Source organism: Peribacillus phoenicis, assembly GCF_047238085.1.
Taxonomy (GTDB): Bacteria; Bacillota; Bacilli; order Bacillales; family DSM-1321; genus Peribacillus.
The window spans coordinates 2,087,973-2,110,161 of record NZ_JBDFMF010000001.1; the positions used below are offsets into that span (position 1 = coordinate 2,087,973).

General features: G+C 35.9%; 26 protein-coding genes and 6 pseudogenes. 30 read left to right on the forward strand and 2 right to left on the reverse strand.

Annotated elements, in window-relative coordinates; translation table 11 throughout:
* The first annotated feature begins 15 nt into the window (after nt 1–15).
* From nadE to ABC374_RS10090, 3 genes are all read left to right on the forward strand, one after another.
* The gene (gene nadE, locus ABC374_RS10080) at nt 16–846 is read left to right on the forward strand and encodes an NAD(+) synthase (protein ID WP_413017436.1); all 831 of its coding nucleotides are present in this window, start codon (nt 16–18) and stop codon (nt 844–846) included.
* Between the two features lie 124 nt (nt 847–970).
* Complete coding sequence (locus ABC374_RS10085; protein WP_413017438.1) at nt 971–1,996, forward strand: serine hydrolase domain-containing protein; 1,026 nt, start codon at nt 971–973, stop codon at nt 1,994–1,996.
* A 356-nt stretch (nt 1,997–2,352) separates the two neighbouring features.
* The gene (locus tag ABC374_RS10090; RefSeq protein ID WP_350302531.1) at nt 2,353–2,646 is read left to right on the forward strand and encodes a hypothetical protein; all 294 of its coding nucleotides are present in this window, start codon (nt 2,353–2,355) and stop codon (nt 2,644–2,646) included.
* 150 nt (nt 2,647–2,796) lie between these two features.
* Here ABC374_RS10090 and ABC374_RS10095 read toward each other — a convergent pair whose 3' ends face one another.
* Nucleotides 2,797–3,201 (reverse strand): hypothetical protein, encoded by a 405-nt coding sequence (locus tag ABC374_RS10095; RefSeq protein WP_101221979.1) that lies wholly within the window; start codon nt 3,199–3,201, stop codon nt 2,797–2,799.
* Between the two features lie 362 nt (nt 3,202–3,563).
* Between ABC374_RS10095 and ABC374_RS10100 the strand changes: the two genes are divergently transcribed.
* From ABC374_RS10100 to ABC374_RS10185, 18 genes and pseudogenes are all read left to right on the forward strand, one after another.
* Nucleotides 3,564–3,812, forward strand: coding sequence for a hypothetical protein (locus ABC374_RS10100; RefSeq protein WP_350302532.1), 249 nt, complete (start codon nt 3,564–3,566; stop codon nt 3,810–3,812).
* Between the two features lie 239 nt (nt 3,813–4,051).
* Complete coding sequence (locus ABC374_RS10105; protein WP_350302533.1) at nt 4,052–4,480, forward strand: YwqH-like family protein; 429 nt, start codon at nt 4,052–4,054, stop codon at nt 4,478–4,480.
* Nucleotides 4,480–4,770 carry a YwqI/YxiC family protein gene (locus tag ABC374_RS10110; RefSeq protein ID WP_054395992.1) on the forward strand — a complete coding sequence of 97 codons (291 nt, stop codon included), beginning with the start codon at nt 4,480–4,482 and terminating at the stop codon, nt 4,768–4,770. Before ABC374_RS10105 ends, ABC374_RS10110 begins: the two co-directional genes overlap by 1 nt.
* Nucleotides 4,767–6,743: a T7SS effector LXG polymorphic toxin gene (locus ABC374_RS10115; RefSeq protein WP_413017441.1), complete on the forward strand. Its 1,977-nt coding sequence runs from the start codon at nt 4,767–4,769 to the stop codon at nt 6,741–6,743. Before ABC374_RS10110 ends, ABC374_RS10115 begins: the two co-directional genes overlap by 4 nt.
* Nucleotides 6,734–7,171, forward strand: a complete 438-nt coding sequence (locus tag ABC374_RS10120) for an SMI1/KNR4 family protein (protein WP_350302535.1) — start codon at nt 6,734–6,736, stop codon at nt 7,169–7,171. The genes ABC374_RS10115 and ABC374_RS10120 overlap by 10 nt, the downstream gene beginning before the upstream one ends.
* Before the next feature lie 19 nt (nt 7,172–7,190).
* Complete coding sequence (locus ABC374_RS10125; protein ID WP_289321968.1) at nt 7,191–7,649, forward strand: SMI1/KNR4 family protein; 459 nt, start codon at nt 7,191–7,193, stop codon at nt 7,647–7,649.
* A 222-nt stretch (nt 7,650–7,871) separates the two neighbouring features.
* The gene (locus ABC374_RS10130; RefSeq protein WP_413017444.1) at nt 7,872–8,087 is read left to right on the forward strand and encodes an immunity protein YezG family protein; all 216 of its coding nucleotides are present in this window, start codon (nt 7,872–7,874) and stop codon (nt 8,085–8,087) included.
* Between the two features lie 106 nt (nt 8,088–8,193).
* Nucleotides 8,194–8,313 (forward strand): annotated as a pseudogene (locus tag ABC374_RS10135) (immunity protein YezG family protein); the annotation flags it as partial.
* A gap of 605 nt (nt 8,314–8,918) precedes the next feature.
* Nucleotides 8,919–9,272, forward strand: a complete 354-nt coding sequence (locus ABC374_RS10140; RefSeq protein ID WP_413020314.1) for a DNA/RNA non-specific endonuclease — start codon at nt 8,919–8,921, stop codon at nt 9,270–9,272.
* Nucleotides 9,269–9,754 (forward strand): immunity protein YezG family protein, encoded by a 486-nt coding sequence (locus tag ABC374_RS10145; RefSeq protein ID WP_350302537.1) that lies wholly within the window; start codon nt 9,269–9,271, stop codon nt 9,752–9,754. Before ABC374_RS10140 ends, ABC374_RS10145 begins: the two co-directional genes overlap by 4 nt.
* A gap of 27 nt (nt 9,755–9,781) precedes the next feature.
* Complete coding sequence (locus ABC374_RS10150) at nt 9,782–10,054, forward strand: immunity protein YezG family protein (protein WP_413017446.1); 273 nt, start codon at nt 9,782–9,784, stop codon at nt 10,052–10,054.
* 203 nt (nt 10,055–10,257) lie between these two features.
* On the forward strand, nt 10,258–10,692 hold the full coding sequence (locus ABC374_RS10155; RefSeq protein WP_413017448.1) for a hypothetical protein: 435 nt from the start codon (nt 10,258–10,260) through the stop codon (nt 10,690–10,692).
* A 127-nt stretch (nt 10,693–10,819) separates the two neighbouring features.
* Nucleotides 10,820–11,281 (forward strand): annotated as a pseudogene (locus ABC374_RS10160) (Imm30 family immunity protein).
* Nucleotides 11,282–12,019: 738 nt separating this feature from the next.
* Nucleotides 12,020–12,628, forward strand: coding sequence for an immunity protein Imm33 domain-containing protein (locus ABC374_RS10165; RefSeq protein WP_413017450.1), 609 nt, complete (start codon nt 12,020–12,022; stop codon nt 12,626–12,628).
* A 200-nt stretch (nt 12,629–12,828) separates the two neighbouring features.
* A pseudogene (locus ABC374_RS10170) lies at nt 12,829–13,335 on the forward strand (DNA/RNA non-specific endonuclease); the annotation flags it as partial.
* A pseudogene (locus ABC374_RS10175) lies at nt 13,318–13,793 on the forward strand (antitoxin YezG family protein). The pseudogenes ABC374_RS10170 and ABC374_RS10175, both read left to right, overlap by 18 nt.
* Before the next feature lie 751 nt (nt 13,794–14,544).
* A pseudogene (locus ABC374_RS10180) lies at nt 14,545–14,822 on the forward strand (DNA/RNA non-specific endonuclease).
* Nucleotides 14,823–14,843: 21 nt separating this feature from the next.
* Nucleotides 14,844–15,299 (forward strand): DUF600 domain-containing protein, encoded by a 456-nt coding sequence (locus tag ABC374_RS10185; protein WP_413017452.1) that lies wholly within the window; start codon nt 14,844–14,846, stop codon nt 15,297–15,299.
* A gap of 448 nt (nt 15,300–15,747) precedes the next feature.
* On the opposite strand, the gene ABC374_RS10190 is transcribed toward ABC374_RS10185, so the two are convergent.
* The gene (locus ABC374_RS10190; RefSeq protein WP_350302545.1) at nt 15,748–15,915 is read right to left on the reverse strand and encodes a hypothetical protein; all 168 of its coding nucleotides are present in this window, start codon (nt 15,913–15,915) and stop codon (nt 15,748–15,750) included.
* A gap of 194 nt (nt 15,916–16,109) precedes the next feature.
* On the opposite strand from ABC374_RS10190, the gene ABC374_RS10195 reads away from it, so the two are divergent.
* The 9 genes and pseudogenes from ABC374_RS10195 (at nt 16,110) to ABC374_RS10235 (ending at nt 21,863) form a co-directional block, all read left to right on the forward strand.
* Nucleotides 16,110–16,736: an HNH endonuclease gene (locus tag ABC374_RS10195; RefSeq protein WP_413020315.1), complete on the forward strand. Its 627-nt coding sequence runs from the start codon at nt 16,110–16,112 to the stop codon at nt 16,734–16,736.
* Nucleotides 16,737–16,801: 65 nt separating this feature from the next.
* The gene (locus ABC374_RS10200; RefSeq protein WP_350302547.1) at nt 16,802–17,263 is read left to right on the forward strand and encodes a DUF6985 domain-containing protein; all 462 of its coding nucleotides are present in this window, start codon (nt 16,802–16,804) and stop codon (nt 17,261–17,263) included.
* A 594-nt stretch (nt 17,264–17,857) separates the two neighbouring features.
* Nucleotides 17,858–18,634 carry a YwqJ-related putative deaminase gene (locus ABC374_RS10205; RefSeq protein WP_413017455.1) on the forward strand — a complete coding sequence of 259 codons (777 nt, stop codon included), beginning with the start codon at nt 17,858–17,860 and terminating at the stop codon, nt 18,632–18,634.
* 100 nt (nt 18,635–18,734) lie between these two features.
* Entirely contained in the window at nt 18,735–19,196 is a 462-nt protein-coding gene (locus ABC374_RS10210) for a toxin-antitoxin system YwqK family antitoxin (RefSeq protein ID WP_350302549.1), read from the forward strand.
* A complete protein-coding gene (locus tag ABC374_RS10215; RefSeq protein WP_413017457.1) occupies nt 19,193–19,894 on the forward strand; it encodes an endonuclease V in 702 nt (233 codons plus the stop codon). The genes ABC374_RS10210 and ABC374_RS10215 overlap by 4 nt, the downstream gene beginning before the upstream one ends.
* A 326-nt stretch (nt 19,895–20,220) precedes the next feature.
* Nucleotides 20,221–20,358, forward strand: coding sequence for a hypothetical protein (locus ABC374_RS10220; RefSeq protein WP_413020316.1), 138 nt, complete (start codon nt 20,221–20,223; stop codon nt 20,356–20,358).
* A 427-nt stretch (nt 20,359–20,785) separates the two neighbouring features.
* On the forward strand, nt 20,786–21,169 hold the full coding sequence (locus tag ABC374_RS10225) for a polymorphic toxin type 15 domain-containing protein (RefSeq protein WP_413020317.1): 384 nt from the start codon (nt 20,786–20,788) through the stop codon (nt 21,167–21,169).
* The gene (locus tag ABC374_RS10230; RefSeq protein WP_413017459.1) at nt 21,087–21,296 is read left to right on the forward strand and encodes a polymorphic toxin type 15 domain-containing protein; all 210 of its coding nucleotides are present in this window, start codon (nt 21,087–21,089) and stop codon (nt 21,294–21,296) included. Before ABC374_RS10225 ends, ABC374_RS10230 begins: the two co-directional genes overlap by 83 nt.
* Before the next feature lie 19 nt (nt 21,297–21,315).
* A pseudogene (locus ABC374_RS10235) lies at nt 21,316–21,863 on the forward strand (T6SS immunity protein Tdi1 domain-containing protein).
* Nucleotides 21,864–22,189 lie beyond the last annotated feature (326 nt).

Sequence of the window (22,189 nt, forward strand, 5' to 3'; positions counted from 1 at the left end):
AGCGGGGCTATGCCAATGCGTCCATTACAAAAAGAAATCGTAAAAAAATTACTTGTCCAACCAACGATCGATCCTGAAGTCGAATTCAGGAAAAGTGTTGATCTTTTAAAAGAGTATATGAAGAAAAATACGTTTCTGAAAAGTTTTGTACTTGGGATATCCGGAGGTCAAGATTCAACATTGGCGGGCTATATTGCTCAAACCGCTGTTAATGAATTGAATGAAGAAAAAAATGGCAGCGACTATAAGTTTGTTGCTGTAAGCTTGCCATATGGAGTACAGGCTGATGAAGATGACAGGCAGCTGGCTTTAAAATTCATCAAGCCAAGCCAAACGGTTACAGTCAACATCAAGGAAGCGGTGGATGCATCTGTCAAAGCTGTGGAAGAAGCAGTTTCTGAAAAGCTATCGAATTTCTTAAGGGGAAATGTTAAAGCACGTGAGCGAATGAAGGTACAATATGATTTAGCCGGGCTGTATAAAGGCGTTGTGCTTGGTACGGACCATGCAGCTGAAGCGATCACAGGTTTCTTTACGAAACATGGTGACGGTGCAGCGGATATCCTTCCTTTATATCGCTTAAATAAAAGGCAAGGAAAAGAAATCCTGAAATTCGTCGGTGCTCCTGAGCGTCTTTATACGAAAATTCCAACGGCCGATTTAGAAGACGACAAACCGTTACTTCCTGATGAAGTGGCTTTAGGCGTTAGCTACGATGAAATCGATGATTATCTTGAAGGCAAGGAAATCAGAACGGAAGCTGCCGAAATCATCGAAGGATGGTATACTAAAACCGAACATAAACGCAATGAAGCCATTAATGTTTATGATACTTGGTGGAAATAAAAGAACGAGTGAAATCTGAAATAAGTTATCCCGCATCTAAGATGCGGGTTTTTTTGCAAGACCTAAGTAGCACCTTGGTCAACACATCAGTTATGAAAATTTTACCGGCAAGGGGGAAAAGGAAATGTCGACTCTACATATGGATATATCCAGGATTATTGAAGAAACATGCAAGGAAATTAAATTCTCGGGTGTTATCGGTGTGAAAGCGGGAGATGACCTGATCCATAGCTCAGCACATGGCTATTCCAATCGAGCGGATGAAATCATGAATACGACCGAAACAAGGTTCGGAATTGCTTCCGGTTGTAAACTGTTTACGGCGATAGCCATTTGCCAGTTAATACAAAAAGGAAAACTTAGGTTTGATTCTAAGCTTAAAGAATGTCTTCCGATCGTGTTTCCTAATTTCCATCAAAATGTAACCATTCATCACCTCTTAACACACACGTCGGGCCTTCCTGATTACTTTGATGAAGAAGTGATGGATGATTTTGAAGAGTTATGGCAGAAAAATCCGATGTACCATATAAAAAGATTAAAAGATTTCCTACCAATGTTTCAAGATGATGTGATGATGTTTGAACCCGGGGAAAGATTTCATTATAATAATGCAGGCTATATTTTATTAGGATTGATTGTTGAGGAACTAACCGGACTCCAATTTTCTGAATATATCGACAAGAACATCTTTCTGCCTTGTGAAATGATAAATACCGGTTATTTTTCGATGGACCAGCTTCCTAAAAATACTGCCTTAGGGTACATAAATGAAGAAAATGGAGTATGGAGAACAAATATATATTCCCTTCCGATCAAAGGCGGTGCGGATGGAGGGGCGTATATTACCACATCAGATATGTTCAGGTTTTGGGATGGGTTATTTTCCAATCAGTTACTGAATCAAGAATATACCAATCTCTTATTGGACGCCCATATTGCTGCGGGAGATGAAGGGGAATACTATGGGTATGGTATATGGATCCGTAAAAAAAATGACGGGATTTTCAAATATCATCTTATGGGGTATGACCCGGGTGTAAGTTTCAATTCTGCGGTATATCCGGCAAATCGATTGAGAACCGTCATTACTTCAAATGAAAGCATGGGTCCATACCATATTACTTGCGCGATCGAGAAAGAATTATAAAAACAAATGGAACCTTTCCGCTAATGAAGGGTTCCATTTGTTTATAGTCAATCTGAATTCATTCAAGTATTTATTAAGAAAGGGAAGAATTCGCATTCAATTGCTCCATTGGTTCCAGAACTTCTGGAGTTTCAAGGGAAGAACCCCTTCTGTACCCTTATTCAAGAACGAATCTTTAATGATGATGCGGCACACCAATTTTTCATTTATTGTCGGAAATCTTTAAGGAGGTAGCTTTCTTTAGGTTTCAAGGCTTTTCCAAACAAAGAATTTGTATATTTAAATATCTTGAAGTAGAGTATATTTAATATACTTTATTTTATCCGGTATTTTCCGATGGAGGTTCTTTTTACATTATGAAGGCAAGATATGAACTAGCGAACATGAACTTAACAGTAAGCAATGTAACTTTACGTAATGCTGCGGATAGCTATGTCCTCTTGAAAGCTGCAGATGATCAAAATAATGAAATCACGATCAAGCTTTCCCACGAACAAGCGGAATTTCTGGAAGCGGAATTAAGGGAAGTAAATCGCCGCCGCAGGGAAAATAGTCCTGATATAACAGGAAATGACCAGGAACATATTAATGACGACGATTCTTTTAATCTGTTCAGCATTGATTTATTCAATGAAAATGAATCGAAGTAATTCCCCGAATCAAATTTGCTTCTCTGTAACCTTCCTTTCCATTTAAGCTGCTGCTACAGAGAATTTATCATTCCCGCCAATACAAAATCTGAATTTCCAGTTATTCAAAGGCATTAGGAATGTTTTAAGCAAGGTGACCTATCGTTACCTTTATTTTGATTGCTTGAATAAATTCTTCACCAATAGGAATATGGATGATAGTACAGCAAAAACCATGAAAAATACGATGAACCCCCATAGGCCTATCGCCGCATCTTGAAACTCCATATTCCCCCTGCTGGTAAGGGCTTGCTGTATTTCAATGGCAAAGACTAAAACAACCATGACTGTAAAGGTATAAAGGAAAGAGAGGATCGTTATCCCAAAACGCATCCGGGCAATTAAATTAGATAAAAATAACACGAACAAAAATATTATGATACCGATGATTCCCATTATCCAAAAATGCAGATCTTTGTCCGTTGCATTTGAATTTAATGTGTCGCTTACAAAGAATAGGATGAAATCGTGAAGATTATTGACGATTTCAGCTAATATCTGGATGATTTCTTTCATTTTTTCACACCTCCAATCCTTAGATTATAGCAGGTTATAAATCTATATAGAAGAGGGGAGGTCCTCGGGGTTGCCAGACTGACCTTGGATGGTAGTTATGTGAAATCATAAAGATGCTAAGAGAAGTATATTCTGGGAAACGTAAAAAAAGCATAAGTGAATGAAGAAGTCAGGACATGCAAGTTCAGTTAAATATGGGTAGATTGAACAAAATACATAGAAAAATAAAGTAATTCATGGATTGCAGGAGTGCCTATTTTCCAATAGTTTTAATGCCTTTAGCAATCTTAGCCATGATTGTTGATCGGTTCTTTATTTATAAAGTTAGTAAAACTTAATGCTAAGAGTTGGAGGAAAAAAGGATGAAAGATGTACATAATCATGTGTTAACAGTAATTGATTTTATGAAAACCGGACACAAAACCTGTTTTGTGAAAGTAATTGGTTTTGATGCTGAATCCGGACTAGATTTTGAAGGTGAAGTTAAATTTGTCGGTGATTTGCCTTTTGGTGATTTGATTCATCCCGAACGGTCACATTTATCTTCCACTTGCAGGGAATTTGTTCGGGATGATTTGTTGCGCAGATACAGTCATGGGCAGTTTGAATGAACTGGTTGGAATTTTTATAGAGAATCCAATGAGATGATATTCTGCTCACTTGTTTAAAATTGGTAAAATGGCGGGTATAAAGAATATGGTATGTAGGAACTTTTTTATGCCAATCTTCACTTTCAACTGACAAAATAGCATATTTCTCCCTATTTAACTCTCGGACTATAATCCTTATAATATTAAATAGGAAAATATGACATTTAGTGTAGGATTATACTGTTTCTGAGGTGAGTTTCATGGTTTATGCAGATATTTTGAGTAATATACACTCTGCTATCTCCAGCAAAAAAGCTGATTTAAATGTGAAAATTGAACGTTTAGAAAATGCGAAGAACGATATTATAAAAGAGCAAAGCATGTGCTTAAGCGAGATTAGGAAAATAAAAGACCCTGAGCTAGGTGGCAGCTGGACAGGAAATCGCTCGGATCAATTTCAGGAAGCTCGTCATGATGCCTATAATGTGATGTTTAGTATCATTCATGACGATTATGACGATTACCAATGGAAAATCGAGGCGATGATTACAAAGCTGAATGCCGAGAATACGCTTCTGAGCATAGCGGGGAATATAGCCCATGAAGCCGATTCCCTTTTGAGCAAAGGCGAAGAGGCATTTGAACAGCTGGAAAGTAAAATATCCGATTTAAAAAGGCGGTTGTTTTAATGACGACAATCAAACTGAATCATCCTGCCGTAATGAAGCAAGTCGATCAGGTGAAGACGGCACTTGGTACAGTCACGCTTGGAAATTTGCCGGCAGGCGAGCTTGGCAACAATAAATTGGAATTCACTTCGAAATGGATCGACCGCGAAACGAACCTGGAGAAGGTCTTCGAGCAATATATCAAAATCGTCCAGAAAAACGTGGAAGATACCCGTGCCAACATTGACTTATTAAAAGAACAGGATGAAGCCATCGCCCATACGTCTTCACATGGGTATCCTGTGAGATGAAAATATATGAAGCCGAGACATTGACGGCCGCAACAAAGTCGCGTGCCAAGCAATATGAAGACCTAAAGAAGGAAGTCGCAGCCCTGAAAAAGGAATTTCAGGGCATTGTTGGCCTTGATAACGAGTTTCAGGGAGCCGGTGCTACCGCCATCAAAAGCTTCTATGAAGCGCAAATCGAGGTGGCGGACGCTTGGATGGAGCTATTCACGACCCAAATAAGTTTTTTAGAAGGCATTCCAGCCAGTCTGGAAGAGGCGGACCTATCCGGAAATACCGTGGTCGAGGTTCCCTTTTTAGATGGCGAAGTGTCGAACGGTATTAACCAAGCGAAGTCGCTTGTCGATCAACAAGCGAACGATCTCCAAAGGATCCTGAACAGCATTGACGATATCCTGTCTCTTGATATGTTCGACCAAAAGGACTTTAATGAAAAAATCACGCTGGCCGGGCATAGACTGGATGACACCGTGACAAAGGTCGAGAATGTCGACCGGCAATTGGTAGAAGAATATGATGTGTCCATCGGGCAGGAAAACGTGGCCGTTGGCCTCTTCCGTGCTTTGCTTGATGCCACCAAACAGGACGGCCATGTTTCGCCGATGACATTCAACCAATCGGCATTCAAAAATAGTGACGTCTATCAAGTGAAGGATGATGTCGCCGGTCAGATGAAAGACTATCAGACCTTCAAAAAGCAGCAAGCAGAAGCCCGGAAAATCGAACAGGAAATGGAAGAACTCGAAAACCGCCCATGGTACGAAAAAGCCTGGGATACGACAAAAACCTTTACAGGGGAATTCACGGGATATTATGATTCTATCAGGGCCTCAACCGGAGTCGATCCAGTAACGGGTCGCAAGCTGTCCGATGCCGAACGAATCGCCGCCGGCGCCATGGCCGCCGCTGGATTCATCCCCGTCGTCGGCTGGGCCGGCAGGGCCATCAAAGGCGGCAGCGCCCTATACAAAACGGCCAAAGGACTCAACGCAGCGGACCACGCGCTCGATGCCTATAAAACGACAAAAGGCTTTAGCCTCCTCCAGAAAACCGAATACGGGATATACGGGCTCCTCGCAGCCAACGGCCTCGGTGAAGCAGTCACCGGCAAAGACATGTTCGGCAACCAGCTAACCGAGGAACAGCGCCAGAACGGACTGTTGATGGCACTCGGAATCGGCGGTGTGGCAGGTGCTGCGAAGGTCGCTGATAAAGTAGCGAGTGGTACAAAGTTCATTCCTTACAGCAAAGAATTTGCGCAAAAGCAGGTACAGAAGGTTCAAGCCTTCGGCAGGGAAATCGGCAAGGTGGAAGTTCCTCTCCGGATTAGGGTCGAAGAATTAGCGACGGCGTATGGAAACAACTATAAACATGTCACATTTGATAAAACGACGATTAAGGATATCGTGCAGAAGTTTGCGGTGAAAAGACTGTCTACTGTAAATCAGGCAAAGGCTGACGGTGCGATGGTTGAAGCAGTTAGAAATCTACCAGCATATACAAGAAGACCTAACCAACCAAGAAATTATAAATATAAAGAACGTAATGAAGACGGAACTACACTGTACACTTTTATTTCAATCAAAAATGGAAAAGAATATCAAGTAATTTATGACAAAGATGGATTCCCAATTTTTCAATCAAAATTTGAAATTTACTTACCAGAAAAATATTTTTTAGAATCAGATGCTGCACAATTTGAATATTTATCTAAAACCTTATCTGAAGAAATTATAAGCAATCCAGAACTAGCTGAAAAGTTCACAGCGAAAGAATATGAAGTGTTTAAAGAAGGTAGAGTTCCAAAAACACTTACTTGGCATCATCATCAGGAAACAGGTAGAATGCAAATTGTGGATTATTTTGAACACCAAGCAGCCGGACATACTGGTGGAAGGGCTATATGGGGCGGTGGTGAATCGGGCAGAAAAGGTATTATAAAAAAAGAAATTCTGGAGATGGTAACATGGGATTAAAAAAGTGGCTATTTGTAGAGGAAGAAAAACCCGATGAGGGTGTAATTGCTTCGATTGAAAGAGTGTTTGAGATTGAATATCCTGATGACTACAAAATGTGTGTTATGAGATATAACGGAGGTTTTCCAGAGCCTAATATCTTTAATTTTGGTGAAGGGCAACAGGGAGTATTTAATGATTTAATTAGCTTTACTGATAATGATATAAATATAGGGATGTTTTATGAGCTATTTTCTAGTCCAACGTTAAAAGGGATTGTGCCTTTTGCCAGAGATCCATTTGGAAACTACTTATGTTTTGATTATCGAAATAATTATCCTTCTCCCAAAATAATTTTCTTCAATCATGAAGAAGAAGCGTTATCATTAGTTTGTGATACATTTAGTGATTTGCTAGAGCAAATGTATTCTATAGAAGATACAAAGTAGATGGGGGAGCAAAAATAAAATGGAATATAAATTTGAATATACATTTAAAAATATTACAGTAAGTGAACTTGAAAATTTCGAGAAAAAATTTAATTTAGTACTACCGGAAGATTTCAGTAAATTTTTATTATCTAATAATGGTGGAAAAGCGGTAAATAGAAGATTTCAAACAGAAGATCGAACAATAACTTCCTCGATTATACTATTTTTCCCTTTATCTAGTGAAATAGAAGAAAATTTAGAAAGTAATTTCATTAAGTATAATGAAAGCAGGATTGTACCGAAAGATTTTCTCCCTATAGGATTAGATCCGGCTAATAGTTTAATCTGTTTATCTTTAGATAGAGAACAAAAAGGTAAAGTTTATTTTTGTGACATGGACTACTTTGAAGAGGATAATGAATTAAGGAAAGAATTTATTAAACCGATATCTGGAAATTTTAAAGAGTTCATGGATAATTTATTTGTCGCCAAGTAAATAAAGTTTGAATATTGGGTGCGAAAATACAACAAAATAGAACCCGGTGGATTCCAAGCACTATCATCAACGCTTTCTGATGCTATTCTTCAATTTGTTCGTTTTTCTGAATGATATTAAAAGCTATTAGCCATGGTTATAATTCTTTTGACCTTTTATACAAAATAAACCAAAACTTTACTCTTATCAGGTAGCGTCTGGTTTAGAGCAACAGTAAAAGAATTGAATGAATCAAACTACCAAAAAATAACTCAAACTGTAAATGAGATTATTCCAGAAGAGTGGAGTAAAGTAATTTTGTATGGAGAAATTACTGTGGGGACAGGGACAGCGTTCATTTTCTATCACTTAATTTTAATGATAACCTCATATATATCCATGATATACCTTAATTACATATTAGTTGAATGGAGCATAGAGAAACATGGCGGAGGTTAATAAAGATCTTAATAGACTTATTAGAAGAATTTAAACAGAACAATGAACCAATTTAACTTTTACTTTAGAAAGTACAGGGAATTTTAAGGTTGATTATGATTATGTAGATCTATCAGATTCAGATGACCACGAAAGAAGGGTTATTTGGGAATATACTTATTTGGGTATTTTACCTGAATCTGAATATAATAAAAGTATTTTAGAAGAATACCTAAAGAAAGAATAATGAAGGACAAGAAAAGCTTGTTCTTTTGTATGACCTTAACGCAAAAGTTAAGGTCTTTTCATTGTTGATATGAATATGTATCATCTTAAGCCATATAGGTTCCTCAGATAATAGGCCGTGAGGACTTAAAATCATATAGAATTACTTCAGGCAAGGTGGCATAGGAAAAAATCAGCAAGTGGTACAAAGTTCATCCCTTACAGCAAAGAATTTGCGCAAAAGCAGGTTCAGAAGGCTCAAGCTACAATAACAGACATAGCGAGATCAGGGAAAACCACGTTAAAAAATATAGGTGAAGAACTAGGTAAAAAAGAAATTCTTAAACGTATAAGTGTGGAACAAGTTTCCATCGCAGCAGGACCAAGCCTTCCCCAAGTTATGATGGAAAAGCAGGCAATTAAGGAAGCCTATCAGAAATTCACCGTGAAGGATAGCAAAGTAGAGGTTGCTTCAGGGGAGAGTATTCCTAAGGGTACGCGTAAAGGTATAAGAGCGTTGATGATATAATTAAAGACGGTAGTCATTTTTTAGATGAGTTTAAATTAAAGCCAAATGTTAAATATGAAACAAATGGATATCGATATCAAACAGACGATTTAGGAAGAATTGAGAAGGCTTCGGGAGAGTTAACGTTGGAAATGGGTGTTCGTGATACCAAACATCAGTTAGCTGCTGGAGGGGATGAGAGAATAATAGCTCCTAGTACTAAAGGGGATCATGGAGGACATTTAATCGGTACTCAATTTAATGGTTCTCCTCTTATCGATAATATAGTTGCAATGAATGGTAATGTTAATGTAAGTGCTTATAAAAAACTTGAATATGCTTGGGCAAAAGCTTTAAGAGAAGGTCAACATGTTTCGGTAGATATAAAACCAATATATGAAGGGCAGTCTTTACGACCAAGTAGATTTGAAATAAAGTATAAAATTGATGGTAAAAAGGAGGTAAATAAATGAATAAAGAAAAAATGGAGCAACTATATCAAAATATAGGACGACAATTAAATTTTATTATTCCTGAATCTTGGGACAAAGTATTATTATATTCTGAAGTAACAGAGTGGAGTAATCGAACCTATTTCTACTATTATCCTCATTATAAAGAAACACCTATTTATAGTTTAGATATTGAAGATATGGATAATGTTAATGAGGACGAAGTTAATAGACAATTACACCAATTATATGAATATCTAAGAGAATTATGGGATGAATTTAAAAATCAAAAACAAGAGCAGTGGACTAACTTAACATTAGAATTGACATCAAATGGAAAATTTAATATTGATTATAATTATAGAAATTTAGAAAATGATGATAGCTATGAGCAACAAGTAATTTGGGAATATGAAAAATTAGGCATAATGCCAAAAGCGAATAGAAAACGGGATTTCAAGATAATTGAAGAATATAATAAAATTAAGAATACTACTAAATAAACTTACTTGTTAATAAAATTTTAATTTATGGTTGACTATGGTTATGAGAATCTTTCAAATGCAGATAATCACGAAAGAAGGGGTATTTGGGAATACACTTGCTTGGGTCTTTTACCTGAAACTGAATATGATAAGAGTATTTTAGAAGAATACCTTAAGAATGAATATTGGAGGACAATAAGAGCTTGTTCTTTTTGTATGACCTTAACGCAAAAGTTAAGGTCTTTTGTCTTTTCATTGTTGAGATATGAAAATGTATCAACTTACTCCATATCATGCTCCTCAGATAATAGGCCGTGAGGACTTAAAATCATATAGATTTACTTTAAGGCAAGGTGGATTAGAAAAAAGTAGCGAGTGGTACAAAGTTCATCCCTTACAGCAAGGAATTTGCGCAAAAGCAGGTTCAAGCTACAATAACAGACATAGCGAGATCAGGAAAAACCAAGATAAAAAATATAGGTGAAGCAATCGGTAAAAAAGAAATCCCTAAACGGATAAGTATGGAACAAGTATCCCTCGCAGGAGGACCAAGCCTTCCCCATGCTATGATTGAAAAACAGACAATTAAGGAAGCCTATCAGAAATTTGCGGTGAAGGATAGAAAAGTAGAGGGTGTTTCAAGGGAGAGTATTTCTAAGGATACGGATAAAGCTCTATTGACTAATGAAGGAAAAGTTGGAACCTATAAACAACTTGTGAAACAAGGAACTGCTTTTGATAATATTACTCCACATCATATGCCTTCTGCAGAGAAAATGAAACAAGCTGGTATAAAAAGGAATGATGGTGTGAGTATGAATATGGAACAACCTCATCCTGGAACTGGTGGGAGACATCGTGAAACATATACATATGGTCTATCAGGAGAAAAATCGAAGGCGTATTTAAACCTTAGCTTTCGTGATGCCTTAGCTCATGATATCTTGGATGCTTGAAAAATTTATATAAAAGATGGTTTATATACTGCTGAGATAAGAGAAGGTTTAAGAGAAGTTATTAAAAGAAACAAAGAGCTGTATCCGCATTTATTTGATAAATAAAACATGGAAAGGATGATTACCTTTGGATATTAAGAGTCATTTAAAAAGACTATATGATAATCGTTTATTAGAAAATGAAAATGAGATACGAGATTTTAATGAGTCATTAATGGAAGTAATAGAGTACAACGACGTCTCTGTTATTACAGATTTATGTTTAGTTTTGGATGATGAGACTGAGCAATTTGAGGTTATGTTTGGTTTGATTCATGGAATAGAGAGCTTATATAAAAATAACATAGAAGAAGGACTTGTATGTATTGCTAAAGCTTTTCCAAAGATGATTAACTCAGCTAAATAATGGGTAGAAATTTTACATTATAGAATTCTTAATCACCCTCAAGTAAGATTAGCATATGGGAAAGTACTTTCGGGATTTGATCCATCAATTACGATTATTATTAAAGAATTATTGATTGATATAAAAAATGAAGACCCTGATATGTTTAGTGAATCTGTTAATGAGGTAACTAAGAACATCTAATGTTTAAAGTTGAATGATATAAAAGCACATAAGGCAAGTTAACAAAAAAAGAATTTATTATTGGAGTGGAAAGAAAAAGAATAAGCTATTAAAAAGTACATACTCCATGATGGTTGTACCATCATGGAGTACTGTGTGCAATGATAGAATAGAAAAACGAAGTACGAGCTTAGGCGAGATAACATTTTACTGGGTGATGAATATAAACACATGGAATGGACATAAAACTAACGAACTCGTACAAGCTCGTAGGTTTTAACGTAGTAGTTGTCACGACATATAAAAGGTGTCATACTGTTACCATAAAACTTACAAATTTAATGCTACTTAAAAACATATGAACTTAAAGCACTTGATTGTCAATTAGAGGCAACAAGTGCTTTTTTGCGTTTTAGCGTAGAAATGTAAAAGAGCACTATAATTTTATAAGTGCATTAAGTGTTAAATTTTTAGTTAAGTTTGAAGCAGACCATATGGTTTCAATGAAAGAAATAACTGAAATCGAAGGATTCAGTAGGTTAACTAGAGAACAACAGATAGAAATTCTAAATCTAAAAGATAATTTTGTTGGTTCTTGGGAAATCTTCGAATGCCTCTAAGGGGGCTCATAGTTGGGCTGATTGGAAAGGACATTCTAAGATGGGAGAGGTTCCTGTTAATGTTAGAATGGAGATGCTAGAAAAAGAGGGAACAAGCTAGAGAAGCGCTAAAAGTAGCTATAGAGGAGAGGTTGAAGTAATGATGAAATTTGAAAAGATTATTATGGGTAAAACCATTGTAGTGACTGCCGAAAAAGAATTAGAACCTCAAATAGAAAATTTGTTTGCTATATTAGAACAGGTAGATTGTAATAAATTAATTCATGGATTCTCTCTTCAAGTTGGTTGGTCTGTCTATTATTTACATGAGAGAGAAACCGGGAATTTTATATTGACTTCTCCTGATTACTCTAGAAATCCATTTGAAGATATAACAGAAGATTTAACTTTAGCATTGTGGGTACAACTAGAACAAGGTCATTTTTTGAGAAAGATAAATGTCGATGGTTTATCAATAAAATTTAGTGATAAAATCATACTTACTAAAGGTGTACTAGAACTTGAGAAAATATATTTACAAAGAAATAGAGATGTTGAAAAAGGAGATTCAGGTTGGTATATAGGTCCTGTAGAGGATAATAATACTACAGAGTTGTATGCTCTATATGCTTATCAACTACTAAAAATTAAACCAGAAATCATTCAAGTTCTTGCTTTACCAAATGACTATTTGGTTGTTTTTGAAGGTAATGAAATAAAAGCAGTATTAAACGAAAACGATGTAGATGTTTTTAAAGGCTCTATATAGATTTTATTTACGGGAATTTAAGTTACACAACTAAACTATACAGGAAGTAAAACATTGAATAAAGCACTTGATTGTCAAACGGACAACAGGTGCTTTTTGTTTTATGTGAGAAATTGCTATGGACGACAGAAAATACTAATGAAAAATTCATAACTCATGATGGTTGTACCATCAAAGCATTCTGTTTTAATACTTAGTTTGTGAAAATAATAAAGATAAATAGGAGGGATAAGGAAAGTAAGATAACTGAAATAACAGGGGCAAATTTTGGAAAGCATATCATTAAAGGAAAGAATGGAAGGAAAGAACTTGATCCAAATGTACGCTATATAACTGAGGAAAATTATAAATATACAACTGATGAACTTGGTAGAATAGTAGATGTAAATGCAGAAGAATTAATATACTTGAAAAAGGAACAAGAAAAACAGCGATGCAAGTGGCAGTAGGTCGAGAAGAAGGTTGTTTGATGATGATGGTGGACACTTGATAGGAACTCAGTTTCGTGGTTCGGGAGATATTGATAATTTGCTTGCTTGAATAGGCAAATTAATCGCTCTGGTGGGGAGTGGTACAAGATGGAGACTGAGTGGGCAAACGCTCTGAAAGAGATTCCTGGGACTTCATTAAGACCAGATTCATATAAAGTAGTTTATGAGATTGAAGGTAAAGGAATATTTAAGAAAACCATTGAAAATAGAGCAGGAAGTAGAGAGATAGCTGAAACAGTTAATGAAATTATTCCAGAAGATTGGAATAAATTTTATTTTTATGCTCAAATATCAGAAAATGGAGGAGGAACTTACTTTTTTTATAATACACTTGAAAATAAGCAATATAAATATAGTTTAGAAATTCCTTTCAAATATCAAATTGATGAAGATGAATTTGAGAGAAAAGAAGATGTTTTATATAAATTGAGTAAGGAGCTTAGAAAGGTTTTTAAAGATAATGAGCAATTACTTTGGTATTCTTTTACAATGTCTCTAGAGAGTAGTGGGAAATTTAAGTTACATTATGATTATACAAATTGGTTTGATACAGATTATAGTTTTAGTGACCAGATGATTATTTGGAAAAATAAATATTTAGGTGACCATCTGATGAAAATTATAAAGCATTAATTGATAAGTATCATGATGAATTTCCAAATAATCCGATTTAATTAAATAGAACAGGACAGAAAAAGAAATTTTCATTTTGAAGAATTGATTCTATGATGGTTGTACCATCATAAGCTACTGCTTGCACCCCCATCTCTCGACACAATAAAATAAGTCACACGAGCTTAGGCGAGATGACATTTTACTGGTTGATGAATATTAACACATGGAATGGACACGAAACTAACGAACTCGTACAAACTCGTAAGTTTTAACGTATTACTTGTCAAGACATATAAAAGGTGTCGTACTATTACTACAAAACAAATTTAATGCTACTTAAAAACTTATAAACTTTAAGCACTTGATTGTCTACTAAGGCAACAAGTGCGGTTTTGCATTTTAGAGTGAATTATAAAAAGACAACTATAATTTTATAATTGCACGAAGTGTTAAACTTTTATAGATTGTAATGGCTATGTAAAAAAATATAGGTGAAGAAATAGGTAAAAAAGAAATCCCTAAACGGATAAGTATGGAACAGACCTCCCTCGTAGGAGGACCAAGCCTTCGCCAAGTTGTGATAGAAACATACCATTAAGGAAGCCAAGCAGAAATTCACGGTGAAGGGGATAGCAAAGTAGAGGCTGCTTCAGGGGAGAGTATTCCTAAGGGTATGGGTAAAGGTAGTGCTGAAGTATGTGAAGTTAAAACATTAGTGGACAACAGACTACAGTTTACAAACGGAAGAAAAAATAGGTTTAAGTCTGATATTAGATATAAAATTTACAATTAACAACGAGAACAGATAGATTGTCACACAGCAAAAACACACCTGGTAAAGTAAAAGGTCAAGACCATGCAGGGCATTTGGCAGGTGATAGGTTTGGAGGCTCACCTAAAATTGACAATTTGGTTTCGCAATTATCTGATGTTAAGAAGAATGGGCTGCAGCTTTAAAAGAAACATCTCCCAAAAAAGTAACAGTTAATGTTGATATAATTTATTCTGGGAGTGATATGCGTCCTGAAAAATTTAAATATATATATACTATTGATGGTAAAAGGAGCTCTAGAGTTCTTGAAAATTAATCTAAGGAGTGAATTAGTAGTATGAAAGAATTTGAAGATAAGTTTAGTGAATTGCAAGCAGATATGATATCCATATGTATGGAATATGTTGAAGATGGAGCTGATAAAGTGTATGTTTATGCTTCACGTGAAGAAGGAGTTACTGCGAGCGATTTTTTTTATATGATTAACGACAAGTATGTAGAGCCTCATAAATTGAATGATGCATTGGAGAATGGGGAAGAAAGATATGATGTATCTGCAGAACGAAATTTTATGGTATTAGATATCTTAAATGAAGATATCGGAAAAATCAAAGCATTGTGCAAAGAATATAAAAGAGATATGCCCACTGAGATGAAATTAATATATGATGTTAAGAGTGGGAACTTCAAAGCTGAATACAAGTATGATTTAGTTTATACGCATGATGAGATTAAAACCGCCACTCATATTTTTAATGAGTGGTTTGATGAGATAAAAAATAATAACCTTTAAATTGTTTACACTCGAAGATACGCTCTAATTTGAATTCATGACTCATCAAGGTTGTACCTTCAAGGTGTGTCAATGTAATTTTAATATTAGGTAATAAGATCGAGAATAGGGCGGGATAACATTTTAATAGATAGGATTCCTCATAGATGTCATACTGTCAACATTAAAACATGAAACTTAATGAATTATTTAGAAAATGAACTTAAAGCGCTTGATTGTCTATTAAAGACAACAAGTGCTTTTTAGCGTTAAAAATTAAAAGAGCACTATAATTTTTATAATACACTAAGTGTTAAATTAATTCTTGTCTGTAAATAGACTGTAATGACTGTGAACGGTGTATTACGAGAGCAGAGGAAAGAAGAGAATAATCTTTAACAATGGTTTTAAGGTAAGGTGAAATAGAAAATTAATCCAATTATATATGTGCCAGAAAGCCAAATACGAATTATACGTACTCCTCGCAGCCAACGGTCTCGGGGAAGCAGCCACCGGCAAAGACATGTTCGGCAACCAGGTAACCGAGGAACAGCGCCAGAACGGCCTGTTGAAGGTGCTCGGAATCGGCGGTGTAGCTGGTGCGGCCAAAGTCGCCGATAAAGTACGAGTGGTACAAAGTTCGTCCCTTACAGCAAGGAGGTTGCGCAAAAGCAGGTTCAGAAGGTTCAAGCTACAATAACAGACATAGCGAGATCAGGAAAAACCACGTTAAAAAATATAGGTGACGAACTAGGTAAAAAAGAAATACCTAAACGGATAAGTATGGAACAAGTTTCCCTCGCAGGAGGACCAAACCTTCCCCAAATTGTAATGGAAAAGCAGACAATTAAGGAAGCCTATCAGAAATTCACGGTGAAGGATAGAAAAGTAGAGGGTGTTTCAGGGGAGAGTATTTCTAAGGGTACGGATAATAGGGGTGCTGAAGTTCCACCTGCCTTTAGACAAACTGAATTTGCTAGTTCGTATGAAGCGAGGCTTAATCAGACACCTGCATTAGAGAATTCAAAGGTTGAATTTGAGGGAATAAGGGGTGAATCTAAGGGAATACTTAAGCCGCCACCAGACCGTCAATTAAAACAAATTTTAGATGAAGTTGGGATTGATGGCATCCAATATAAAAATGCTGTTCCTGATTTTTCACCGACAGCAAAAGCACAAGTTGAAATCAACTATATGCTTGGAGGAAAAGGAACTTATGGAGGGAAAGCCAGACGAGCTAATTTTGTTCAATCAGACCTAAAATTAGCTGATCAACTTAATAATTCACCTGAATTAGCAAGCCAATTTGGGATGGAGTCTGGTAAAATTAGTGCAAGAGATATAAAGAAATATCGAGAAAATAATAAATTAACATGGCATGAATTAAATGATGTTAAAACAATGCAACTTGTGCCAACAAAAATAAATAGTGAATTCGGACATCTGGGTGGTGTATGAGAAATAAATGCAGGAGCTTTTATACCTGGAGGGTTTGCTAATAAACAAAAAGAGGAGATTTTAAAATGACTATAAACGACCCAATTTTTGGTGAACTTGAGTATGGTTGGGCTAAGGATACCACTATTCATTTTTTTGGTAAAGAAACTGAGATATCTTTGATGATAGATGGTGAAGAAGATGGAAAGTTTGATGAAGAGCAGTATATGGCATATCAAGCATTTATGCAAAAATGGGAGGATTTACAGCTAAGTTTATTGCAATCAATTTTAGACTATTACAAACAAAAGCGACATGAACTAGGTTATGATATTGGATTAAATGAAAATTATCCATTAGTTGAAACAACTAATCAAATACTAGAAATGATAACTTTAGATGGAATTGTTGTTCCTTATGCGGATATTTTTGAGGGGCGAGATATTGGAATTACATTTAATTGTACATGGGATATAGAAAATGGATTAGGGCTTCGTCTATTAAATGAAAAAATAATTGAAGTAGGTTACCAGGACGTTGCAATTTAAAATCGCTGTTAAAAAGTAAAGACTCATGATGGTTGTACCATCATAGAGTATTACGTGCAAAGATGGAATAGAAAAAGAAGTACGAGCTTAGGTGATATGACATTTTACTGGGCGATGAATATAAACACATGAATTGTATATTAAACTAGCGAACTCGTACAAATTCGTAAGTTTTAAACGTAGTATATGTCTCGACATATAAAAGTTGTCATACTGTTACTATGAAACTTACAAATTTAATGTTACTTAAAAACAAATGAACTTAAAGCGCTTGATTGTCAACTAAAGGCAACGAGTGCTTTTTAGCGTTATAGCGTTAAAAATTAAAAGAGCATAATACACTAGAGTTAAATTTTTATTGTCGTGTATATAGACTGTAATGACTGTGACAGTGTATGAGTAGAGAAAAAAAGGAAACTATCTTTAATAATGGTTTTAGGGTAAAGTAAAATGGGATATTAATCCAATAATTTATCTGCCATGAAACCAAGTGCGATCTGTACGCCTTAACCGCAGCCGCCTCGGTGAAGCGGCCACAGGCAAAGACATGTTCGGCAACCAACTACCGAGGAACAGCGCCAGAATGGGCTGTTGATGGCACTAGGGATCGGCGGTGTGGCTGGTGTGGCCAAAGTCGCTGGTAAAGTGGCAAGTGGTACAAAGTTCGTCCCTTACAGTAAGGAATTTGAGCAAAAGCAGGTTCAGAAGGTTCAAGCTACAATAACAGACATAGCGAGATCAGGAAAAACCACGATAAAAAATATAGGTGAAGCAATCGGTAAAAAAGAAATCCCTAAACGGATAAGTATGGAACAAGTATCCCTCGCAGGAGGACCAACCCTTCGACAAGTTATGATGGAAAAGCAGACAATTAAGGAAGCCTATCAGAAATTCACGGTGAAGGATAGCAAAGTAGAGGCTGCTTCAGGGGAGAGTATTCCTAAGGGTACGGGTAATATATCAAACAATAATGTAAGTTTAAATCGAATAGATTATTTGCATGATAAATATGGAAGATTTACTTCAGAAGATTTAAATCATAGAATTAACTTACGTGGTGCTCTAGCACAAGAAGTTGAAAGATTAAATAAACTTGGCATTTCTAAAAGAGAGATGGGACCTGCAATTGCTGGAACTTTTGATAAAACAACAGGTAAATATTACTTTGGAATCAATAATACTACCGGTAAGATTCCAGAAAAGTTACACTCTTTAATAGAACAACGCATAATAAATATGCCGATAGATATTAAAGAAGGATATACATTTACGTATGGGGCTGGATCTCACGCAGAAGTTTACTCATTAAATCAAGCGTTACTTGCAAATCCTCAAGCAAGTTCTTCAAATTTTAACACTCATGTAGTATGATCTGGTAAAAAATTGAAACCGGCTGGCATGATGATGCCAACTTGCCCACATTGTAATTATATTACTGAAGGATTTGAATTTAGTTCAGAGGTGAAAAAGATTGAAAGATCAAATTGAAATTTTAAGTAAAGAATATGTTATAGAACATGGAACCGACTTTGACGAAGATTTATGGTTTACATCTTATAGCGATGAAGTTTTAGATAATCCGGAAGACGAAAATGGGAAACCTTTTACCGGTTTAGCTTATGAGTTGTATGATAATGGGAATTTAATATATTATACAAATTATGTAAAAGGTTTTATAGAGGGCCAGTTAATAGAGTTTTATAAAAATGGAAATATAAAATCCGTGAAAAATTTAATACATGGACAAATTAATGGCACCGAAAGAATCTGGTACGAAAGTGGAGAATTAAAATTTGAAGGAAAATATAAATTCGGTATAGCTCTTCATTATGTGGAATGGGATGATAAAGGTCGTATCATCAAGCAAAAACTTTCTCCAACAGACACAGATTTAAAATTGATTGAATCTTTTTCTAAACGTGATACTCTATGAAGAATGTAGATTCAAACAATATAAAATTGTTAAATCAATTTACTAATATTCAAATTGAATTATTATCCGATGTAACTCTTGAGAATAGTTTTGACATTAGTGAAATCCAAACCATTGCTGGGGTAGATTTAGCTTACTGGGATGTAAATAAAACGACGTATGGTACATGTTGTATAGTTATGATTGATTATAATACAAAGGAAGTTGTCGAAAAGGTATATAGTTATGGAGAAATAAATGTTCCTTATATTTCAGGTTTCCTTGCTTTTCGAGAGTTGCCTCTAGTACTTGAAGCCGCGAAGAAATTATCTAATGAACCTGATTTATATATGTTTGATGGAAATGGGTATCTACATTATCGTCACATGGGAATTGCTACTCATGCTTCAATGTATTTAAAAAAACCAACTATTGGTGTGGCAAAGAGCTATTTAAAAATAGAAAATGTTGACTTTACGATGCCTGAAAATGAAGTGGGTTCGTATACTGACATCTTAATTCATGGTAATGTTTATGGCAGAACTTTGAGGACTTCCTATCATGTAAAACCAATTTTTGTTTCATGTGGGAACTGGATTGATTTAGAAACTAGTACGGAGATTGTCATGAACTGTATCAATCAAGAGAGTCGTTTACCCATTCCTATTAGATTAGCAGATATAGAAACACATAAAAAGAGAAAACAATTATTTAAATGAAGAATAATGTAAGTAGACATAGGACAAGTAAACAAAATTTTTGCGATAACTTGTTGAAAATCGAAAGCTTATGAGGTTTGTACGATCATAAAGTATTATAGCGAAATCTAGGCGGGATGACATTTTTAACGCAGGGAACATACCTAAAAAGAAAGCACTTGATTGTCTATGTGGCAACAGGTCCTTTTGCGTTTAATATGATTTATCAAAAGGTCGGGATGAGAGTATACGAAAGTGGTTGGTTAACCTGACATAAAAAGTAAAACCAAAATACTACTCCCGGAGTCGATCCAGTAACGGGGCGCAAGCTGTCCGATGCCGAACGAATCGCCGCAGGCGCGATGGCAGCCGCTGGATTCATCCCCGTCGTCGGCTGGGCCGGCCGGGCCATCAAAGGCGGCAGCGCCCTATACAAAACGGCCAAAGGACTCAACGCAGCGAACCACGTGGCTCGATGCCTATAAAACGACAAAAGGCTTTAGCCTCCTCCAGAAAACCGAATACGGAATATACGGACTCCTCGCAGCCAACGGCCTCTTTGAGACGGCCACCGGCAAAGACATGTTCGGCAACCAGCTAACCGAGGAACAGCGCCAGAACGGGCTGTTGATGGCACTTGGAATCGGTGGTGTGGCAGGTGCGGCGAAGGTCGCTGATAAAGTAGCGAGTGGTACAAAGTTCGTCCCTTACAGCAAGGAATTTGCGCAAAAGCAGGTTCAGAAAGCAAAAGCATTCGGCAGACAAATCGGCAATGTGGAAGTACCTCTCCGGATTAGGGTCGAAGAATTAGCCACGGCGTATGGAAACAACTATAAAAATGTCACATTTGATAAAACGACGGTTAAGGAAATTGTTCAGAAGTTTGCGGTGAAGAGCAATGGTGATAAGGGTATGGGTGTTTTGTACCATGTCCAAAGAATCTCAGAAATAGATGTCAAGTTCAAGCAAAATCCTAAACACAATGCAGAAGAATTCGCAAGACAGTTAAAAGACCAAGAAAAAGGGTTGAATGGTTTAACTATTGATGAGTATTTAAAGAATAGAGAAAGATATATAGAAGAAGGAAGAGCTTTAGAAGGGAATGTAGCTCAAAAGGCTGCAAGATTAAAAGCTTATTTAGATAAAGTTGATGAGTTAAGGGAGACAGGCTTATCTAGAAAAGAATCAGAAAAGCAGGCTACGGTATGGATGAATGAACAGGCTGCTTTACATAATCCAGATCAAATTGCGGGTGGCAATCCACTTGATATTGGTGGAATGGGAAAAAAGGGTTAATTCATCCCTTGGTTCGCAATGGAGATATAGAATTGATGTTATAGATGAACAAATAAAATCTATTGCAGCTAGTATGACGGAAGTGGATAAAAAATCAATATACTTATATGTGAAATTAATACAATGAAATAGAGGTGATTATAAAAATGTCAACTAACATTTTTGATAACTTTAAATTATTTGAAAAAGCACAAGCAGAAACTATTAATAATTTCAATGGTTACATACCTGAACAAGTATTAGAAGTGTGGAATAAATATGGTTTTGGTAGTATTTTAAACGGTTATTTAAATATTGTTAACCCAGAAAAATATTGGAACTATTAAAGGATGTATATGTAAGAAACGAGGATGCGCTAGTATTGTTTACTACATCAATGGGGGATCTTGTTGTTTGGGAACATAATAAATATTTAATTTTACTTAATTTTAGAAAGGGTGAAATTAAAGGGATATCGTCCGGTTTTAAATATTTCTTTCCTGATTTAGAAGATGAATCATTTTACCAAGAAATTTTAGATTGGAATCCTTATCCTGAAGCAGTTGATAAATATGGAGAACCAGATTTTGATGAATGCTTTGGTTATACCCCTCTCCTTGGATTAGGTGGACCTGAGAATGTGGAAAACTTGAAAAAGGTGAAACTTATTGAGCATATTTATCTAATTACTCAATTCATGGGACCAATCGAATAAGGGAGAGTCAATGAAGTTGAAAAGATGGTTGATGATTACAAGTGACTATCAAAAGTAAATGAATCCAGGGTCTTTTTTTGGGGTTAAGTCAAAAAGCCTAAAATTCAGGGGCTTATCGTTTTTTTCGATAAGCTCTTTTAATTTGGTGAAGAAAGAATCATAAATACTAGAAACTGGTTATATGAGAAAGTAGAAAAGAAATATTAATCCCCAAGTAACACCCCAAGGATAAGACAGACATAGTAACAAAGAAACTAAAATCCTCCCCTACCAGTAAGGAATATTGGAGATATGGACATTTGAAAATTGAGCAGGAGGTAGGTAAG

What these genes read in the sequence shown, in the direction of transcription:
- nadE (WP_413017436.1), top strand. Translation starts at nt 16, where the DNA reads ATGCGTCCATTACAAAAAGAAATCGTAAAAAAATTACTTGTCCAACCA.
- ABC374_RS10085 (WP_413017438.1), top strand. Translation starts at nt 971, where the DNA reads ATGTCGACTCTACATATGGATATATCCAGGATTATTGAAGAAACATGC.
- ABC374_RS10090 (WP_350302531.1), top strand. Translation starts at nt 2,353, where the DNA reads ATGAAGGCAAGATATGAACTAGCGAACATGAACTTAACAGTAAGCAAT.
- ABC374_RS10095 (WP_101221979.1), bottom strand. Translation starts at nt 3,201, where the DNA reads ATGAAAGAAATCATCCAGATATTAGCTGAAATCGTCAATAATCTTCAC.
- ABC374_RS10100 (WP_350302532.1), top strand. Translation starts at nt 3,564, where the DNA reads ATGAAAGATGTACATAATCATGTGTTAACAGTAATTGATTTTATGAAA.
- ABC374_RS10105 (WP_350302533.1), top strand. Translation starts at nt 4,052, where the DNA reads ATGGTTTATGCAGATATTTTGAGTAATATACACTCTGCTATCTCCAGC.
- ABC374_RS10110 (WP_054395992.1), top strand. Translation starts at nt 4,480, where the DNA reads ATGACGACAATCAAACTGAATCATCCTGCCGTAATGAAGCAAGTCGAT.
- ABC374_RS10115 (WP_413017441.1), top strand. Translation starts at nt 4,767, where the DNA reads ATGAAAATATATGAAGCCGAGACATTGACGGCCGCAACAAAGTCGCGT.
- ABC374_RS10120 (WP_350302535.1), top strand. Translation starts at nt 6,734, where the DNA reads ATGGGATTAAAAAAGTGGCTATTTGTAGAGGAAGAAAAACCCGATGAG.
- ABC374_RS10125 (WP_289321968.1), top strand. Translation starts at nt 7,191, where the DNA reads ATGGAATATAAATTTGAATATACATTTAAAAATATTACAGTAAGTGAA.
- ABC374_RS10145 (WP_350302537.1), top strand. Translation starts at nt 9,269, where the DNA reads ATGAATAAAGAAAAAATGGAGCAACTATATCAAAATATAGGACGACAA.
- ABC374_RS10150 (WP_413017446.1), top strand. Translation starts at nt 9,782, where the DNA reads ATGGTTGACTATGGTTATGAGAATCTTTCAAATGCAGATAATCACGAA.
- ABC374_RS10155 (WP_413017448.1), top strand. Translation starts at nt 10,258, where the DNA reads ATGGAACAAGTATCCCTCGCAGGAGGACCAAGCCTTCCCCATGCTATG.
- ABC374_RS10165 (WP_413017450.1), top strand. Translation starts at nt 12,020, where the DNA reads ATGATGAAATTTGAAAAGATTATTATGGGTAAAACCATTGTAGTGACT.
- ABC374_RS10185 (WP_413017452.1), top strand. Translation starts at nt 14,844, where the DNA reads ATGAAAGAATTTGAAGATAAGTTTAGTGAATTGCAAGCAGATATGATA.
- ABC374_RS10195 (WP_413020315.1), top strand. Translation starts at nt 16,110, where the DNA reads ATGGAAAAGCAGACAATTAAGGAAGCCTATCAGAAATTCACGGTGAAG.
- ABC374_RS10200 (WP_350302547.1), top strand. Translation starts at nt 16,802, where the DNA reads ATGACTATAAACGACCCAATTTTTGGTGAACTTGAGTATGGTTGGGCT.
- ABC374_RS10205 (WP_413017455.1), top strand. Translation starts at nt 17,858, where the DNA reads ATGGCACTAGGGATCGGCGGTGTGGCTGGTGTGGCCAAAGTCGCTGGT.
- ABC374_RS10215 (WP_413017457.1), top strand. Translation starts at nt 19,193, where the DNA reads ATGAAGAATGTAGATTCAAACAATATAAAATTGTTAAATCAATTTACT.
- ABC374_RS10225 (WP_413020317.1), top strand. Translation starts at nt 20,786, where the DNA reads ATGGGTGTTTTGTACCATGTCCAAAGAATCTCAGAAATAGATGTCAAG.
- ABC374_RS10230 (WP_413017459.1), top strand. Translation starts at nt 21,087, where the DNA reads ATGAACAGGCTGCTTTACATAATCCAGATCAAATTGCGGGTGGCAATC.